The 16,897-nt window shown below is 67.6% G+C and carries 14 protein-coding genes; 6 read left to right on the top strand and 8 right to left on the bottom strand.

Annotated elements, in window-relative coordinates:
- Positions 1-17: 17 nt before the first annotated feature.
- On the bottom strand, positions 18-1,829 hold the full coding sequence (locus AC23D4_RS07100; RefSeq protein ID WP_472888046.1) for a DEAD/DEAH box helicase: 1,812 nt from the start codon (positions 1,827-1,829) through the stop codon (positions 18-20).
- A gap of 299 nt (positions 1,830-2,128) precedes the next feature.
- On the opposite strand from AC23D4_RS07100, the gene AC23D4_RS07095 reads away from it, so the two are divergent.
- The 4 genes from AC23D4_RS07095 (at position 2,129) to AC23D4_RS07080 (ending at position 7,292) form a co-directional block, all read left to right on the top strand.
- Positions 2,129-2,713 (top strand): hypothetical protein, encoded by a 585-nt coding sequence (locus tag AC23D4_RS07095; protein ID WP_487623715.1) that lies wholly within the window; start codon positions 2,129-2,131, stop codon positions 2,711-2,713.
- Positions 2,714-2,768: 55 nt separating this feature from the next.
- On the top strand, positions 2,769-4,430 hold the full coding sequence (gene ettA, locus AC23D4_RS07090; RefSeq protein WP_472888048.1) for an energy-dependent translational throttle protein EttA: 1,662 nt from the start codon (positions 2,769-2,771) through the stop codon (positions 4,428-4,430).
- 125 nt (positions 4,431-4,555) lie between these two features.
- Positions 4,556-5,101: a DUF1415 domain-containing protein gene (locus AC23D4_RS07085; RefSeq protein ID WP_472888049.1), complete on the top strand. Its 546-nt coding sequence runs from the start codon at positions 4,556-4,558 to the stop codon at positions 5,099-5,101.
- A gap of 172 nt (positions 5,102-5,273) precedes the next feature.
- Complete coding sequence (locus AC23D4_RS07080; RefSeq protein WP_487623714.1) at positions 5,274-7,292, top strand: DUF1631 family protein; 2,019 nt, start codon at positions 5,274-5,276, stop codon at positions 7,290-7,292.
- Positions 7,293-7,495: 203 nt separating this feature from the next.
- Here the strand turns inward: AC23D4_RS07080 and AC23D4_RS07075 are convergent, their stop codons facing one another.
- From AC23D4_RS07075 to AC23D4_RS07045, 7 genes are all read right to left on the bottom strand, one after another.
- Complete coding sequence (locus AC23D4_RS07075; RefSeq protein ID WP_472888051.1) at positions 7,496-8,827, bottom strand: TAXI family TRAP transporter solute-binding subunit; 1,332 nt, start codon at positions 8,825-8,827, stop codon at positions 7,496-7,498.
- A 167-nt stretch (positions 8,828-8,994) separates the two neighbouring features.
- Positions 8,995-9,372, bottom strand: coding sequence for a copper-binding protein (locus tag AC23D4_RS07070; RefSeq protein ID WP_472888052.1), 378 nt, complete (start codon positions 9,370-9,372; stop codon positions 8,995-8,997).
- Between the two features lie 25 nt (positions 9,373-9,397).
- Complete coding sequence (locus AC23D4_RS07065) at positions 9,398-9,874, bottom strand: DUF411 domain-containing protein (protein ID WP_472888053.1); 477 nt, start codon at positions 9,872-9,874, stop codon at positions 9,398-9,400.
- Between the two features lie 26 nt (positions 9,875-9,900).
- Entirely contained in the window at positions 9,901-10,428 is a 528-nt protein-coding gene (locus AC23D4_RS07060) for a cupredoxin domain-containing protein (RefSeq protein WP_472888054.1), read from the bottom strand.
- A 32-nt stretch (positions 10,429-10,460) separates the two neighbouring features.
- Complete coding sequence (locus AC23D4_RS07055; protein ID WP_472888160.1) at positions 10,461-11,870, bottom strand: multicopper oxidase family protein; 1,410 nt, start codon at positions 11,868-11,870, stop codon at positions 10,461-10,463.
- A 1,476-nt stretch (positions 11,871-13,346) separates the two neighbouring features.
- Positions 13,347-13,712, bottom strand: a complete 366-nt coding sequence (locus AC23D4_RS07050; RefSeq protein ID WP_472888055.1) for a hypothetical protein — start codon at positions 13,710-13,712, stop codon at positions 13,347-13,349.
- 81 nt (positions 13,713-13,793) lie between these two features.
- Positions 13,794-14,447 carry a cation efflux transmembrane domain-containing protein gene (locus AC23D4_RS07045; RefSeq protein ID WP_472888056.1) on the bottom strand — a complete coding sequence of 218 codons (654 nt, stop codon included), beginning with the start codon at positions 14,445-14,447 and terminating at the stop codon, positions 13,794-13,796.
- Between the two features lie 75 nt (positions 14,448-14,522).
- Between AC23D4_RS07045 and AC23D4_RS07040 the strand changes: the two genes are divergently transcribed.
- Together AC23D4_RS07040 and AC23D4_RS07035 are read left to right on the top strand one after the other, a co-directional pair.
- The gene (locus AC23D4_RS07040) at positions 14,523-14,993 is read left to right on the top strand and encodes a Cd(II)/Pb(II)-responsive transcriptional regulator (RefSeq protein ID WP_472888057.1); all 471 of its coding nucleotides are present in this window, start codon (positions 14,523-14,525) and stop codon (positions 14,991-14,993) included.
- Positions 14,994-15,119: 126 nt separating this feature from the next.
- Positions 15,120-16,850, top strand: coding sequence for a ShlB/FhaC/HecB family hemolysin secretion/activation protein (locus AC23D4_RS07035; RefSeq protein ID WP_472888058.1), 1,731 nt, complete (start codon positions 15,120-15,122; stop codon positions 16,848-16,850).
- The last annotated feature ends 47 nt before the right edge of the window (positions 16,851-16,897 follow it).

Genomic DNA, 16,897 nt, shown 5'->3' with positions numbered 1-16,897 from the left:
GGGGTAGAAGCTCGCTATCAGCGGATGCGACCGAAGCTGGTGCGCAGCGGATCGGCCGGGCCACCACCGCGCGGGCCATCGCCACGGCCCGGGCCGCCGCGGCCACCGCGGTTGCCATTGCTGTTGCCGCCACCGTTGCCGCGACCGCGTCCACCGATCGAGTCGATGCTGGTGCGCAGCGGATCGGGCTGACCACCCGGCGCCGCGGCGCGTGCGCGCGGCTCGCGGATGCGCAGGCTGCCCAGGTGGGCGTTCGGACCGGGCTGGCGCTCGCTGCCATCACCACGGTCTTCGCGCGGGCCACGGTCCTCACGGGGTCCACGGTCGGCGCGCTCGGCATTGCGCGGTGCGTTGCCACCGCTGCGCGGCGGGCCGTTGCGGGGACCATTGGCCGGGCCGTTGCGGCCTGGGCCGGCATTGCGGCGGCCGTCGGCGCGTTGACCGTCGCGGGCACCTTCGCCACGCGGCTGGCCTTCACCTTGTGCGGCAGGGCGCTGGCGCTGGCCACCGCCATTGCCGCGGGCGCCTTGCGGTGCGTCGGTTGCTTTTTTCTCACGCACGCGCTGCAGCATTTCGGTGCGCGCGGCCTTGGCGGCAGCGGCCATCACGTCGCGGCTCGGGGGCTTGCCGGCGCCGCCCCAGATGGTCTGGCGGCCCATGGCGATGGGCTCCGCCTTCTCACCCGGCTCGGGCATGAATTCGGGGAAGATCTGCACCGGAATCTGCTGCTTGGTGAAGCGCTCGATGTCCATCATGAAGCCCTCTTCGTCCAGGCTCACGAGGTTGATGGCTTCACCGCTCTTGCCCGCGCGGCCGGTGCGGCCGATGCGGTGCACGTAGTCTTCGCTGACGTTCGGAATCTCGTAGTTCACCACGTGCGGCAGCTCGTCGATGTCGATGCCGCGCGCCGCGATGTCGGTCGCCACCAGGGCGCGGATGTCGCCGCTCTTGAAGCCGGCCAGCGCCTGGGTGCGGGCACCCTGGCTCTTGTTGCCGTGCAGCGCCATGGCCTGGATGCCGTTTTTGGTCAGGAACTCGGCCACGTTGTTGGCGCCGAATTTGGTGCGGGTGAACACCAGCACCTGGCTCCAGTTGTGCTCGTTGATGATGTGGACCAGCAGTTGCTTCTTCTTGCCGCGGCCCACCGGGTGGATCACCTGGGTGATGCGCTGAACCGTGGTGTTGCGCGGGGTCACCTGGATGCTCAGCGGGTCCTTGAGCAGGTTGTTGGCCAGGTCGCGGATTTCGTCGCTGAAGGTGGCCGAGAACAGCAGGCTCTGCTTTTCTTTCGGCACCAGGGCCAGGATCTTCTTCACGTCGTGGATGAAGCCCATGTCGAGCATGCGGTCGGCTTCGTCCAGCACCAGCATCTGCACACCGGAGAGGTCCAGGAAACCCTGTTGCTGCAGGTCGAGCAGGCGGCCGGGCGTGGCCACGAGGATGTCCACGCCACGCTTCATGGCGTTGATCTGCGGGTTCATGCCGACGCCGCCGAACACGACGGTGGAGGTCAGCGAGGTGTGTTTGCCATAGACGCGCACGGACTCTTCGACCTGGGCGGCCAGCTCACGGGTGGGCGTGAGCACCAGGGCGCGGATGGCCACGCCGCCGAATTTGCTCTTGGCACGTTCGCCGACGCTCAGGCGGTGCAGCATGGGCAGGGTGAAGGCGGCGGTCTTGCCGGTGCCGGTCTGGGCACCGCCGAGCAGATCGCGCCCGGCCAGCACGGCGGGGATCGCCTCGGCCTGGATGGGGGTGGGGGTTTCGTAACCGTGCTCGCGCACAGCTTGGACAATGGCCGGGGCCAGGTTCAGTTCTTCGAAGTTCATTAGAGGTGAGGCGCCCGTCCAGGGCGCTGGGGGCATCGGCCACTCCGGTTGCCGTCCTCTGAGTGAGAGGGCTGCGACCGGTCAGTCTGGGGCTGATGGATTCACAAGGTGGGTGGCGGCCAGTGGCTGGTGCACACCCCCAGCATTGTGCTGGTGCCGGGCCTACTGAAGTGCCCAACAGCGTGTATTGTCGCATGGAGTCGGCCACGGCGTGCGGCGGGCTGCTCTGGCGTTGACCACACTGGGTCGGCCGATGCCTTGCGCGACGGCCCAAGACGTGCCCGGGCCGGCGCCGGGGCATGATGCCGCTTGATCGTTTCATGCACCGGGGCAGCAGATTGACCACCACCACCTTCGGCTTCAGCGCGACCCAGGACCGCATCTGGATGCGTGTGCACGAGCAGGACGCCATGGTCTGGCTCACGCGTCGCATGGTCGCCAACATCGTGGGGCCGGTGCTCAAGGCCTTCGAGGCGGCCACGCCGGGCGAGCAGGGTGGGGCGACGGCGGCAACCCGGGCCGCCATCGAGCACGATCTGTCACTGAACGAGGTCGCGCCCGGCCAGCGCCCGGCGCAGATCCGCTCGGGTCGTGTGTTGCCCGGCGAGCAGAGCGGTGCCCAGGAGCGCCTCTGCACCCGGATCACCACGCGCACAGACAGCCAGTCGGTCGTGATGACGTTTGACACCGAAACGGGCCCGCTGGTCCTGCGTTTGAGCCGCAAAGGCATGCACCTGTGGTTTCAGGGGCTGGTGATGGTGCTCGGGCAGGCCCGCTGGGATTTGCCCGAACGCCTGCCCGAATGGCTGGGTGCGGGTGTATTGCCCGCATCGCTGCAGGAACTGGTCAACAGGCCCTTGCCCGACGATCTGGATGAAAGTTGACGGGCCGGCGATAATCGAAGACTTTTCTCAGACCGTCTCCAGCGACAGGACAGCAATGGCTCAATACGTCTTTTCCATGAACAAGGTCGGCAAAATCGTGCCGCCCAAGCGCCAGATTCTCAAGGACATCTCGCTGTCCTTCTTTCCCGGCGCGAAGATCGGCGTGCTCGGCACCAACGGCTCGGGCAAATCGACGCTGCTGAAGATCATGGCCGGCATCGACAAGGAAATCGAGGGCGAAGCCATCCCCATGCCGGGCATCCGCATCGGCTACCTGCCCCAGGAACCCAAACTCGACCCCGAGCAGACCGTGCGCGAAGCGGTCGAGGCCAGCATGAGCGGCGTGCGCGCGGCGCAGAAGCGCCTCGAAGAGGTGTACGCGGCCTACGCCGAAGAAGATGCCGACTTCGACGCCCTGGCGGCCGAACAGGCCCAGCTCGAAGCCATCATCTCCACCGCCGGCACCGACAGCGAACACCAACTGGAGATCGCCGCCGACGCGCTGCGCCTGCCGCCCTGGGAAGCCAGGATCGGCCTGCTCTCCGGCGGTGAAAAACGCCGAGTGGCCCTGTGCTGCATGCTGCTGTCCAAGCCCGACATGCTGCTGCTCGACGAACCCACCAACCACCTGGACGCCGAGTCGGTCGAGTGGCTGGAGCAGTTCCTCAAGCGCTTCCCGGGCACCGTGGTCGCCATCACCCACGATCGCTACTTCCTGGACAACGCGGCCGAGTGGATTCTCGAACTCGACCGCGGCCACGGCATTCCCTACAAGGGCAACTATTCCACCTGGCTGGAGCAGAAAGAAGCCCGCCTGGAGCAGGAGCAGCGCACCGAAGACGCGCGCACCAAGGCCATGAAGAAGGAACTGGAGTGGGTGCGCCAGAACCCCAAGGGCCGCCAGGCCAAGAGCAAGGCGCGCCTGGCGCGCTTTGAAGAGCTGAGCGATGTGGACTACCAGAAGCGCAACGAAACCAACGAGATCTTCATTCCCGTGGCCGAACGCCTGGGCAACGAAGTGTTCGAGTTCAAGAACGTTTCCAAGAGCTTTGGCGACCGCCTGCTGATCGACAACCTGAGCTTCCAGATCCCCGCCGGCGCCATCGTCGGCATCATCGGCCCCAACGGCGCGGGCAAGTCCACGCTGTTCAAGCTGATCTCGGGCAAGGAGCAGCCCGACAGCGGCGAGGTCAAGATCGGCCAGACCGTGAAGATGGCCGTGGTGGACCAGAGCCGCGACGACCTGTCGAACGAAAAGACCGTGTGGGAAGACATCTCGGGCGGCCTGGACATGATCACCGTGGGCAAGTTCCAGATGCCCAGCCGCGCGTATTGCGGGCGTTTCAACTTCTCCGGCGGCGACCAGCAGAAACGCGTCGGCAGCCTGTCGGGTGGTGAACGCGGTCGTCTGCACCTGGCCAAGACCCTGGCCGAAGGCGGCAACGTGCTGCTGCTGGACGAACCCTCGAACGACCTGGACGTGGAAACCCTGCGTGCACTCGAAGACGCGCTGCTGGAATTCGCCGGCTGCGCACTGGTCATCAGCCACGATCGCTGGTTCCTTGACCGCATTGCGACCCACATCCTGGCCGCCGAAGGCGACAGCCAGTGGGTGTTCTTCAACGGCAACTACCAGGAGTACGAAGCCGACAAGAAGAAGCGTCTGGGCGAAGAGGGTGCGCGGCCGCACCGCTTCCGCTTCAAAGCCTTGAAGTAAGACGCCTCCCGCGCCGCGCCTTGCGGCGCGTCACCCCCCACTGGGGGGCAACGCCTGCGGGCCGGGAAACCCGGACCCGCGGCATTCTGAGTCAACTTCCCTTCTCTCGATTGGCGTTTTCTTTCATGACCGACGAACAAGTTCTTGCCGACACCCGCCACTGGATCGAGAAGGCGGTGATCGGGCTCAACCTGTGTCCGTTTGCGCGTTCGGTCTATGTGAAGAACCAGGTGCGCATCGTGGTGAGCCACGCGCGGCATCTCGACGCTTTCCTCGACGAGCTGGACCACGAGCTGGATCTGCTGGTGAACACGCCGGCCGAAGAGATCGACACCACCTTGCTGGTGCACCCCACGCTGTTCCCGGACTTTGTTGTCTTCAACGATTTCATGAACGTGGTGGACGATGTGGTGCTCGAGCACGAGCTCGAAGGCATCGTGCAGGTGGCGAGCTTCCACCCCCAGTTCCAGTTCGAGGGCGTCCCGCCCGATGACATCAGCAACGCGACCAACCGCGCGCCTTACCCCACGCTGCACCTGTTGCGCGAGGAGAGCGTGGAGCGGGCGGTGGCTTCTGACGCTGGCGACGCGGAGGCGATCGTCGAGCGCAACATCGCCACCCTGCGTGAGCTGGGTGCGGCCGGCCTGCAGGCGTTGCTCTCAAAACCCTGAACTGACCGGCTTTTTTGCTCCTTTCGGACCTGAATGGCGAAGGGTTTGCTCATAATCCAGGCACGTGAATGCCTTCTTGTCCGGCGACCCCTTTTCCACTGCCATGAGCGCTCGAACTGATTCCCCTTTTGATACCTGTCTGGTCGAGGCGCTTGTCCTGACGCGTGGGTGGGTGCCACGCTGGTTGGGCAAACTGCTGGAGACGCTGCACCAGCGTGAGACCTCGGCCTCAAACCTGAATGAAAAACAGGTTTTTTCCCAGGCGCGTACGGTGCTGGCCAGCCATCGAGATCTGCTGGCCGGTCGCTTCATTGCCGAGATATCCCAGGTGGTGCAGGACTCCTCGGCGACCCAAAAGAATGCCGCGACGGCGCGCAACCTCAAATCGCTGAGCTTTGATGATCTGGAGCTCATGGACCACCAGCAGGTGCAGGAGACCGTGGAGCGCGCGCGCGTGCAGCAGGTCATCAAGATGGCCGCCGAGGAGGAACTGGTCGCCTTCAATGCCCGCCTGTGTCGTGCCCAGGGGCATGAGGTGGTGCGAAACGAAACCAACCCGCTGCGGCCCGAGGCGGTGGTGGGTGCGCTCATGAAAGCACTGTCGGGGCTGCACGTTGACGAGGCGGTTCGCGCGCTTTGGTTGCATGTCGGCGCGGTGTCCCTGGGCAACGAGCTGCAGCAGTTTTACCGATCCCTGACGATGTTGCTCGACGGCATGGGGGTGCAGCCCGCAGGCTACGTGGTGGTGCAGGCCGCCAAGGCTCGACCTGCCGCGTCGGTGGCGCCGTCGGCGGCTCGACCGGACAGCGTGTCGGCGACTGCGATGCTCGGCAACGATGCGCTGCTCACGCTGGACCACCTGCACCAGTTGCTGGTGGGCAACCTGGAGCACAGCGATGGAGCGGCATCCGACCAGGGCGTGTCGGGGTCGGGCAACGCCATGGTGCGCACGCTCGCGGCCGAGGTGGTCACGCTGATGCTGCGGCGCATTGTTGAAGACCAGCGCTTGCTGCAACCGGTACGCGACATGGTGCAGCGCATCAAGCCCGCCCTGCTGCAGCTGGCCCGCAGCGATCCGCGTTTTTTTGCCGACCGGCACAATCCCGCCCGCCATCTGCTGGATGCCATCACCACGCAGAGTCTGGCTTTCACCAGCGAGCAGGATCCCGGATTTGTCGCCTATGCACAGAGGGTGCATGAAATTGTGATGGCCCTGCAGGCGCCAACCCAGAGCCTGCCGGAGCTGATGCCCGTGCTGCTGCAGCGCTTCACCGAGGCGGACGCCGCCATCGCCAGCACCCAGGCGCCCAAGCGTGGTCTGGCGATGAAGACGCTGCTGCGGGTGGAGCAGCGCCGTTTGCTGGCCGAGCGGGTGGCCACCGAGGTCCAGGCGCGCAACGATTTTGCCCGCGCCCCCGGCGTGGTGCGGCGTTTCCTGACGGGGCCCTGGGCACAGGTGGTGGCGCAGGCGCGCCTGGACACGGTCGCACACGGCGAAGCCTTGCCGGCGGACGCCGCGGCCCACCGCTACATGAGCGTGTTGCCCGATCTGTTGTGGTCCAGCCAGCTCGCGCAGACCAGCCTCAACCGCCCGCGTCTGATCAAGATCATTCCCGGCCTGTTGCGTACCCTGCACGAAGGACTGGACGCGATCGACTATCCGCGCCCGCAGGCCGAGAGTTTTTTCCAGACCCTGATGGGCCTGTATGAGGCGGCCTACAAGACCGAACGCAGCGGGTCAGATTCCCCGCAGGACAACCCGCCAAGCCGGCAGGACCCGGACGAGTATGAGCCGTGGATGCAACCGAACGAAGCGCGCGATACCGGCTTCATGGAGGACCTGGCAATTGAAACCCATCCGGCATTCATGGACACCCAGCCCATGGCCCGGCTGGACGACCTGGATGACGACGAGACCACCGATCCGCCGGCCGCAACGCTCACCGTGGGGTGCTGGGTGGACCTGATGCAGCAGGACCAGTGGCTGCGTTGTCAGCTGAGCTGGGCCAGTCCGCACGGCACCATGTTCCTGTTCACCACGGCCGATGGGCGCTCGATATCACTCACCCAGCACGGACTGGAACGGCTGCAGGCGCTGGGCCGTCTGCGGGTGGTGGCCGACCATGGGGTGGTTGACGAAGCGCTGGATGCGGTCGTGCGCCAGGCTTTGCGCAACTCCGGCAGAGGCTAGGTAACGGGCCCCCGCGCTCTGCCGCTGCGCGGGTCGCTGCCCCCCGAGGGGATGATCCGGCCTGGGGCGGCCCGGCGCCGGATCCATGGCCCCCGCGCTCTGCCGCTGCGCGGGTCGCTGCCCCCCGAGGGGGATGATCCGGCCTGGGGCGGCCCGGCGCCGGATCCATGGCCCCCGCGCTCCGCCGCTGCGCGGGTCGCTGCTCAGGCGCGCTGAAGCAGTTTCTGCCGCACCAGCGCGATGTTGTTGCGCAGGGCGTACAGCTCGTCGGTGTAGGACAGCGGCACCACCACCTGTTCCACCTTCTCCTCCAGCGCGTCGAGCTGTTCGAGCAGTTCCGACAGCGGCAGCGGGCCATCGTTGTCCTGGCTGCGCTGTTCGATGCTGCGCAGCTGGGCGTACCAGCGGAACACGCGCGAGCGGATGCGGAACGCGTAGAGCGGTGGCACGACGCGCGACAGCGGCAGGGCCAGCGCCAGGATCAGGCCCATGGCGAGCCACATGCGTTCGACCAGGTTGGCCAGCCAGAAAGGCAGGTAGCGTTGCAGAAACGGGGGTCCGTTCTTGATGGCGCGTACCGCTTCGGGTGAGAGCGGCACCTCGCTGTGCTCCAGGCTGGGGTATTCGCGCGCCCGGCTGAACCAGCCGCCGCCGCCGTGCAGGTCGGTCGCGGTCTGGGCGAAGAGCTGCAGGATCGCCGGATGTGTCTTGGCGCCGGCCAGCAGGCTGGTGGTGGACGCCACCAGACGCACGTCCTGCGCCGGCACGTTCTTTGACAGGTCCACCACACCCTGCGGCATGACCACCGGCGTGAGGTAGGCAAAGCGGCGTGAATAGGCCTCACTCTGCGCAAAGTCGAGCAGGTGCACACCCGGCGACTGCAGCAGCATCTGCACCATCAGCGACTCGGGGGCCGAGGCGAACACCAGGGCATCGAGATCTCCGTCCAGAAAGGCCACAGTGGCAGGGGTCTGTTCGAGTTCGCTCAGCTGCATTTTCTGGCGGTCGAGGCGGTTGACGTCGAGCAGTGTGGCAAACAACCGGGGCACACCGCTGCCGGGGGTGCCCACGTTGACACGACCACCCTGCAGCTCGCTCAGGTTGGTGATGGTGGGCTTCTGCATCAGGCGCTGCGCGGCGTCTTCGCGGTAGAAGAGCCACAGTGGCTCGACGAAGAGGCTGCCCAGCGAGACGATGGATTCCTCCTCGTCGTAGCCGAAGTCCGCGCTGCCACCCTGCACAAAACCGATGTCGGCCTGGCCCGAGCGCAGGAGTTCCAGGTTGGCCGAAGAGCCCTCCGTGGGCAGCAGCTCGACGGTGATGCCATAACGCGCCAAGGCCGTGGCATAACGTTTGCCGAACTCGTCGTAGGCGCTTTGCGCCGGGCCTGTGGCCAGCACCACGCGCTTCGGCGGATTGGGGTCGAGCCACCAGTAAGTGAAGGCCAGCAGCGCCAGCGTGAGCAGCGCGAACGGGCCGATGGAGACCGCCAGATCGCGCAGCGACAGCAGGGTGTAGCGGATGTTTTGGGACATTGCGCTACCTTAGCACGCAGCTGCTGCACGCCGGTGGCGGTCACCGGTGGCCGTGGCCGGACTGGTCGCTCAGACGCAAGATCTGCTCACGGCCGGATCAGGGGTTTCTGTCGGGTTTGCTCGTATTCAAGTTTCAAAAACCAGAGAACGGCTTTGTTGATGGCCTCTCACGGGGTTCGGGCGGTGTCGCGTTGGAGTTCGATCACCGTGTAACTGCCGGACAGCTTGTCGGCACGGAAGCGGATCTTGTCGCCGGGCTTGAGCTGATCGAGCAGGGCGGGGTCCTGCACCTGGAACACCATGGTCATCGGTGGCATGTCGAGGTTGGGAATGTCGCCGTGCTTGAGGGTGACCTTGCCGGCGCGCAGGTCCACCTTGCGCACCTCGGCCTCGACCAGGGGTGGGCTGGCCGCGGTGGACGCGGCCGGAGGTGCGGGGGCCGGCGCGGCGGTCTGGCTGTGTGCGATGGCCGTGCTGCCGATCAGGACGATGGCGGCCAGGCCGGTGACGAGACCTGGCCGGCGGTGTTTGGCGTTTTGGGACATGGGGTTCTCCGGTGTGTGGGGTGCATCAGCTGCGGAAGTACGACTGGTAGACGCGGGCGCTGCCGTCGGGCAGCACCAGCACCACGTCGTAGGGGTCCTGACGGCCACCGTATTCGGGGCCGTCCATGCCCGGGCTGCCGACCGGCATGCCCGGCACCGAGATGCCGATGGCCTTGGGTTTCTCGGCCAGCAGGCGGCGGATTTCACGCGCATTCACATGGCCCTCGACCACGTAGCCCGCGATCAGCGCCGTGTGGCACGAGCCGTATTTCTCGGGCAGGCCCAGGCGTTTGCGCACTGCGGTGTTGCCGGTCTCGAAGACCTGCACCTGGAAGTCGTCGCGCTGCAGGTAGCTGATCCAGTCCTTGCAGCAGCCGCAGTTCGGGTCTTTCCAGACCTGCAGCACGGGCAGCGCCTGGGCCGATGGCTGGGCAGCCCAGGCGGGCAGGGTGGCGGCGGCCAGCAGGGCCGGGGCGGTGAGGAGAAAGGAACGTCGTTGCATGGTTTGCTCCAGAAAAAAGGGATGGATCAGGCCTGGGGCTTGACGCGGATGGTGCCGCGCATGCCCGCGTCGAAGTGGCCAGGGAGGAGGCAGGCGAACTCGAAGTCGCCCGCGCGGTTGAAGGTCCAGGTGATGTCGCTGCGTTTCCCGGCCGGCACGTGGGCCATGTAGGGCTCGTCGTGCTCCATGCCGGGGTGCTTCTTCATCATTTCGGCGTGCGCCTGCAGTTCTTCGGGCGTGCCGATCACGATCTCGTGCAGCAACTGGCCGCTGTTGACCGCGCGCAGGCGCAGGGTCTCGCCTTCGCGCACGTCGAGGTGGCTGGGCGTGAAGCGCATGTTGTCGGTCATGCGGATCTGAATGGTGCGGTTCGCTTCCTTCGGATCGGCGGCGATGCCCCAGGGCTTCTGTTCTTTCACGACCGGCGCCGCAGCAGCGCCGCCCGGGTGGTTTTCTCCGTGGGCGCCGGCCGGGCGGTGACCCAGCCAGGCGGCCAGCGGCGCCAGGGCCAGCAGTTGCTGAAAACGGCGACGGGTGGGTGGGGCGTGTGTCATGGGGGTGGAGTCCTTGGCTGTGTACATGGAAGTCAATGGGCGTGGCCGCCGCTGCCCTGGGGCTTGCGGACGGTGGCGCTGGGTGCGGGCGGGTTGGGCGCAACGCTGGCGGCCGGCTTCGCGGGGCTGGCCACGGGCGTGGCGACTTCGCGCGACTGCGTGCCGGGCGGCAGGGTGTACCAGCCCGGGTCGCTGTAGTCACCGGCCTTCTGGTCGGCGCGCACCTTGAGCGTGGTGAACATGCCGCCCATTTCGATCGGACCGTAGGGGCCGGTGCCGGTCATCATGGGGAAGGTGTTGTGCGGCAGCTCCATCTGCATCTCGCCCATGTCGGCCATGCCGCGTTCGCCCATGACCATGTAGTCGGGCACCGCTTTCTGCAGCTTGCCGACCAGGCCGCTGTGGTCCACGCCGATCATGGTCGGCACGCCGTGGCCCATGGCGCCCATGGTGTGGTGGCTCTTGTGGCAGTGCATGGCCCAGTCGCCGGGTTCGTCGGCGATGAACTCGATCTGCCGCATCTGCCCCACGGCCACATCGGTGGTCACCTCGGGCCAGCGCGCGGTCTTCGGGACCGGGCCGCCGTCGGTGCCCGTCACCTCGAACTCGATACCGTGGATGTGGATCGGGTGGTTGGTCATGGTCAGGTTGCCCACGCGCACGCGCACCCGCTCGCCCAGGCGCGCCACCAGCGGACTGATGCCCGGGAAGACGCGGCTGTTGAAGGTCCAGATGTTCTGCTCCAGCATGGTGTTGACTTGCGGCGTCAGGCTGCCGGGCTCGACGTCGTAGGCGCTGAGCAGGAAGCAGTAGTCGCGCGCCACGTCGTCGATCAGCGGGTGCCGCGCCTTGGGGTGCGTGACCCAGAAGCCCATCATGCCCATGGCCATCTGCACCATCTCGTCGGCGTGCGGGTGGTACATGAAGGTGCCGGGTCGCCTGGCTTCGAATTCGTAGACGAAGGTCTTGCCCACCGGGATCTGCGGCTGGTTCAGGCCGCCCACACCGTCCATGCCGTTGGGCAGGCGCTGGCCGTGCCAGTGGATGGTGGTGTGTTCGGGCAGCCGGTTGGTGACGAAGAGGCGGACCTTGTCACCCTCCACGACCTCGATGGTCGGGCCCGGGCTCTGGCCGTTGTAGCCCCACATGTTGACCAGGAAGCCGGGCGCCACTTCGCGCACCACGGGTTCGGCCACCAGGTGGAACTCTTTCACGCCGTCTTTCATGCGCCAGGGCAGGGTCCAGCCGTTGAGCGTGACCACCGGGTTGTACGGCCGACCCGCGCCGGTGACGCCGGGCGGCGTCCAGGGCGCTGCCGTGTCGGGCGAGTTCTGCTGCACGGCTTCGGGCAGGGCCGCGAGCGCCACGCGGCTCACGCTGGCGGCGGCCACGGCCGTGGCGGCGCCGGCAAAGAAGTGCCTTCGGTTGAGCGGGCTTGTCATGTTCAGTGTCCTCCCGCGGCGGCACGGTTGTTGTTGTCGCTGGCCGATGGCGCACCGGCGGCCACATAGTCGGCACCCGCCAGCAGGGCGTCCCAGTCGGCCTGGGCGAGCCAGAAATCGCGCCGGGCCTGCACCGCGTCGTGCAGCGCTGCCAGACGCTCGCGTGCGCTGGCCAGCAGGTTCCCAGCTGCTTTGCAGCATGCCGTTGTAGCGCAGCAGGGTTTCCTGCTGCTGCGCGGTCTGCAGGCTGAGCACCACGTCCTGCGCGTGGTGGGCGCTGGCGTGCTGCGTCTGCAGCTGCGACCAGGCCTCGCGCGCCATCGAGCGGCGTTCGGTGGCGGCCAGCAGCAGGGCGGACTCGGCCTGCACGGCGGCTTCGAGTGTGTGGTCGCGCGCCAGCCGCAGATCGCCCAGTTGGGGCGCGGTCCAGGTCGGTGCGTCCTGCAGGGCCGCGGCGGTGGCCTGGTCCCAGGCGGCCCGGCGTTCGGCGCTCACGGCCTCCAGCGCGCGCTGTGTGCGCAGGCGCTGCTGCGCGAGCGCCGGCAAGCTGCGGATCGCGGCGGATTCGACGTCCGCGGGCAGCAAACCCGTTCCGGGGCTGGGCTGCGCGGGTGGCTCGGGCAGCTCGTCCGGCAGACGCGCCAGCAACTGCGCCACCGCGGTGGCGTCCCAGATGCCGAGCAGGCGGGCCAGCCGCTCGACCGCAGCGGTCTGCGCCTGTGCCGAGCGGCGCCAGTCCTGCCGGGCCTGGGCCTCGACGAGCTGTTCGCGCTGCAGGCGGGCCTGGCTCCAGTTGCCGGCCTGCGCCATGCGGCGGCCCAGTTCGGCGCCGGTGGCGGCGGCCTCCAGCGACTCACCCATCAGACGCAGGCTCTGGCGCGCCGTGACCGCTTCGGCCCAGGCGCGGTGCAGCTCGCGCACGTGTTCCGCGTAGGCGCGCTGCACGCGGTTGCGCTCCAGCTCGTTCAGGGTGGGGTGGGCAAAGAGGCCGGGCCGCAGGCGCAGCGAATCGCGCAGTGCGGTGGGAAAGTCCAGCGGGCTGGCCGTGGCAGGTGCCGGGGCCGGTGTGGCGCTGGCGTTCCGGGCTTCCCAGCGCAACAGGTCGATGTGGCCCCGCGGGAAAGCGGCCACGCGCTGGTTGACCTGCTGCCAGATGGCGCGCGCTCGCTCGATGTCGGTGGGCCATTCGGGCGCGGGACCGGCGTCCGGGACGGGTGCAGGGGTTGCGGCAACGGGTGCCGAAGGTGTCTGGGGGTCGGCCGCGACGAGGGCGGACGGACGGGACGGCTGCGCCAGGGCGGGCCCTGCCACCGCCAGCGCCAAGGCCAGGGCCGCGAAAGGGGTTCGGGTGGCCGGGGTTGGCCGGGGCGGCAGAGGCTGCCGGAAAACGCGCATGAAGATCTCCTGAAAACCCGGAACTGCGCCAGCCAACACGCCCAGATAGGGCAGCGGCGGACGCACCTGTGGCGTGGGTCTTCAGGAAATGGGTGGCTTGACGCCTTGCCGCGGCTCGGAGCTGGCAAAACGCTCGAGGCGGGCGGTGTGATGGATGTGGGTGACGGGCTGGGTGCCCAGGCCGGGCAGCGAGGCCGCCAGCGCCGGGCCGTTGCAGACATCGCACAGGCTGTGCTGGTGGGCGCCGTCGTCCGTGGTGCTGGCGCCGGCCAACGGCACCAAGGCCTCCTGGCTATCTGCCGCCAGGGCTGGCGCCGCATGGTCCGGGCAACCGGCGTGTGACGCGGTGGCGGCGGGGCCGCCCGGCATGGAAAACGCCATGGCCTCGCCGACCCAGCCGCGCACAGGCAGCAGGGCGATCATGAGGGCGATGAGGAAATGGCGCATGGAGGGTCATGATACGGGCAGGCGGGGGGAAGTTCCCGCCAAAAACCCTGCCGGGCCCCGGCCCGCCCGGTGGCCGGCCGCTCAGTGGGCGTGACCGTGCGCCTGCAGGCCACCCAGTTCGCCGCGTGCCTGCCGCACCACCGTGACACCCGCCGTGAGGGCGAGCGCGGCCATCACGCCGGCCACGAACAGGTCGGGCCAGGCCGAGCCGGTGCCGAACACACCGAGCGCGGCGAGCATGACCGCCAGGTTGGACAACGCGTCGTTGCGCGAGCACAGCCAGACGCTGCGCATGTTGGCGTCGCCGGTGCGAAAGGCGTACAGCAGCACGGCCACGCCGGCGTTGGCCAGCAGCGCGATGAAGCCGACCACGCCCATGGTGAGCGGCTCGGGCACGCTGCCGGCGTGCAGCATCCAGCCCGCGCGGGCCAGCACGAAGACGCCGTAGGCGAACATGGTCACGCCCTTGACGAGTGCGGCGCGGCTGCGCCAGACCAGCGCCATGCTGAGCACGGCCAGCGAGAGCGCGTAGTTGGCGGCGTCGCCCGCGAAGTCCACCGCATCGGCCAGCAGCGAGACCGAGTTGGCCTGCAGCCCGGCAATGAGTTCGACGAAGAACATGCTGGCGTTGACGGCCAGAGCGATCCACAGCGCCTTGCGCCAGCGCGGGTCGATGGTCTGGGCAGAGCTGGTGGCGTCGGTGGAGCAACTGGAATGGCAGGAGGTGCAGGCCATGAAAGGGGCTTTCGGTGTGGGAGGGAGAGGCGGCGTGTCATGATTGGAAACCTTGAAGCCACTTGAAGGTCAAGCATGACGGCAGCACCTTTGTCCACGACGCCACAGCACCGCATCGGCGAGGCCGCCCGGCGGTCTGGCGTGAGCGCGGCCAACATCCGCTACTACGAGCGCGAGGGCCTGCTGCAGCCGCAGGCGCGGGGCGACAATCATTACCGCCTCTACAGCGAATCGGACATCCACCGGCTGCGTTTCGTGCGCCAGTGCCGGGCGATGGACATGTCGCTCGGCGAGGTGCGCACCCTGCTCGGGCTCGACCTCAACAACAAGGCCGACTGCGCCACCGCCAGCGCGGCGCTGGACGAACACCTGGGCCATGTGCGCCAGCGCCTGACCGAGCTGCGCGCGCTGGAGAAAGACCTGCTTGCGCTGCGCAAGCGCTGCGACGGCTCGGACGACCACTGCCACATCATCGAAGCCCTGCACCAGCGGGCAGATGCGGCGCTGCCCGAGCCCGCGGTGGCTGGGCCACGGCGCCACGTCTGAGCGGCGCGAGCCGCTGGCGGTGAGGTGTGCAATTTGTCACGGTTGAAAAAAATCGGCAGGCGTCAAAAATAGAGGTCCATTGAACTACCTTAGACTCGCGCGCTTTGTTGTGGGTGGTTCAAAAGAATGAAAAGTGAATACGAGGGAGGTCTGCGTCGCAGGGCGCAGGACTGTTTGATCTGCGCCTTGCTGGCGGCCACGCCCAGTGCCTTTGCCCAGCAGGCCTTGCCGGATCCGAGTGTGGAGTTGCGGCGTCAGCAAGACAACGAGGCCGCCCGGCGCGCGCTGGCCATGCCCACCGACCGGCTGGCCCCGAAGGACCTGCGAGCCGAAGAGGGTGAGCGATTGCCGGAAGGCGAGTCGCCCTGCTTCGACATCAAGGATCTGCGCCTGGTTGGCCCCGATGCCGCCGGGTTCACCTGGGCGCTGAGTGAGTTGGCCGGACCACAGGGAGACGACCCACCCCAGGGCCGTTGCCTCGGCGTGCAAGGCATCAACCTGGTCCAGAAGCGCCTGCAAAACGCCATCATGGCCCGGGGCTACGTCACCACGCGGGTGGTCGTGGAGAACCAGAACATCGCCAGTGGGGTGCTCAGCTTTCACCCCATCGGCGGGCGCCTCGCCCAGGTCGTGGTGCCTGCGTCTGCACGCGAGCACATCCATGCAGCCACGGCGCTGCCCGCGGATCCAGGCGACCTGCTCAACCTGCGCGATGTGGAGCAGGCCCTGGAGAACCTGCAACGGGTGCCCACGGTCCAGGCGGATCTGCAGATCGCACCGGGCCAGGAGGCGGGTCTGAGCGACCTGCAACTGAACTGGACGCAGGACCGGCGCTGGCGCCTGGGTGTGTCGCTCGACGATGCCGGCAGCGACAGCACCGGCCAGTTCCAGGGCACCACCACCGCATCGGCCGACAACCTCCTGGGCCTGAGCGACCTGGCCTACGTCAGCTTCACCCGGGGTTTGGGGGGCGGCGAAGGCCCCTCGCCCAAGGGCAGCCAGGCCCTGGCGGCGCACTACTCGGTGCCCTGGGGTTACTGGCTCTACAGCCTCAACTTCAGCCGCCATCACTACCACCAGACGGTGGTGGGCGCTTTCGACAACTACCGCTACTCGGGCGAGAGCGACCACATCGAACTCAACGTCGACCGCGTGCTCTGGCGCAACAACCGGCATGTGACGACCGCCCATGCCAGCCTGCAACGCCGGACATCGAACAACTTCATCGACGATACCGAGGTGCTCGTGCAGCGGCGGGCCGTTGCGTCGCTGGTCTGGGGACTGTCGCACCGGATGTACTGGGGTCCTGCCATCCTCGCGGGCGATTTCACGTTCAAACAAGGCCTCAGCGGGCTGGGCAGCCTGCCGGCCCCGGAAGAGGCCTTTGACGAGGGCACCAGCCGCTACAGCCTGACGACCGCCAGCCTGAATGCGCAGGTGCCGTGGAAGGCACAAGGCGACGCCTGGCGCTACAGCGCCACCGTGCGCCTGCAAAAACACCACACCCGGTTGACGCCGCAGGATCGCTTCAGCATCGGCGGGCGCTACACCGTTCGCGGCTTCGACAACGAGGCCTCGCTGGTGGCCGAAAGCGGTGTGGTCTGGCGCAACGAACTGAACTGGTCACCAAGCTGGGCGCTCGGGCAGTCGCCCTACCTGGGCTGGGACATGGGACGGGTTTCCGGCCCCTCCGCGGTCAATCTGCCGGGCACCACCCTGGTCGGTGCCGTCCTGGGCGTCAGAGGCCTGCTGGGCGGATTCCAGTACGACTGCTTCTGGGGCAAGCCCATCAGCAAGCCGGCCGAACTCAAGGCTTCGTCCAGCACCTGGGGTTTCATGCTGCACCGCGGCTTCTGACCCGCCGGCGCCAGCCACCGGCAAGGACCGGCCAACAACGATATCGA

Source organism: Hydrogenophaga sp. L76, from assembly GCF_057654755.1.
Note: the sequence above shows the minus strand (reverse complement) of the source record. Positions and strands in the feature narration are given on the sequence as shown.